1 protein-coding gene is annotated in these 1,068 nt (G+C 32.1%); it reads right to left on the reverse strand.

What is annotated here, in order from left to right:
- Positions 1–377: 377 nt before the first annotated feature.
- Complete coding sequence (locus JEM65_RS20850) at positions 378–1,031, reverse strand: hypothetical protein (protein ID WP_199603641.1); 654 nt, start codon at positions 1,029–1,031, stop codon at positions 378–380.
- Positions 1,032–1,068: the final 37 nt, after the last annotated feature.

The following is a 1,068-nucleotide window of genomic DNA, read 5'->3' on the forward strand; positions in this document are numbered from 1 at the left end:
GTCGTTCTCAAATGTACCCGGTTCCTGAAAAGCATCCAAGACCATTTCTTATAGTTCATATCTCAAATGTATCAATTTGAAATCTAAAATAGCACTCCCATCTAATTGGGGGCCAAATAAGCCCCAACTTTAAAACCAAACGGTAAAAACCAGGGATCCTAAATTCAAACCACAAACAAAGCACTTAACAAGTTATAGAACAAGAGGGTTCTATACTACTTGGCCGCCCAAAACAGCACAACTTCCAACTATCCTCTCCTTAACCCAACGTTTTACCCATAGACGGCAAATCAACCGGATGCGTCACCTCAATAGTCCGCTCTGGCCTACCCCGCTAAAGCGGGACAGGTGCGGCGAGCCGAATTCTTAGTTATTAGCTACAGTTTTTTCTTCTTTCTTAATTCTCTTATTTTTTCTTCCACAAATTTTGAGTCTTCAGAAAATTCGTGAAGTTTATCTCTAAATTTTTTATATTGACTTATATTTTCAAATAAGTTGTCTCGAAAATCAATTTCAGAAAAAATCAATTTCCACAAATAAATGTATAGTTCTTTTTTTGGTGTTTCAATTTTTGAGACGATGAAGTCAAAATACAATTGCCATTTGACCCAGTCGTGAAAATTGTCAAATATTAACCATTTATGAAAATGAACAAATGCTAAATGATTCAAGTCATAGATATTGAAATTATATTTCAGAGATTTAGTTTCGTCAATATCGTGCTTTTTAAATAATTCAATTTCTGTTCTTTCAGAAACTTCTCTTCCATAAATATTAATTCCAATTATTTTATGAAAATATTCATTTCGTGTAGCCTTATAATACTGTTCGTTATTCACAGAACTTGATACATCTTTTATTAATTCAACAGTATCGTTTTCAATGTTTGCTTTATTAAACCAATTAATAAAATTAAAATCTGATTCAATTTCTTTTCCAAAAAGATCAGTGAGTTCAATTGACTTTTCAATAGCTTTCCACCAAAAGATAGGTGAGAAATTAAAAGCTTTAAAATTCAATGTTTTTTCCATTTTTTAGGGGTTTCGTGGAAATTGTAGCTAACACATG

It is taken from the genome of Gelidibacter salicanalis, assembly GCF_016469035.1.
In the GTDB taxonomy this organism is placed as follows: Bacteria; Bacteroidota; Bacteroidia; order Flavobacteriales; family Flavobacteriaceae; genus Gelidibacter; species Gelidibacter salicanalis_A.

Bases quoted from the DNA above. Each gene is read 5' to 3' on its own strand.
- JEM65_RS20850 (WP_199603641.1), bottom strand. From the start codon at position 1,031: ATGGAAAAAACATTGAATTTTAAAGCTTTTAATTTCTCACCTATCTTT.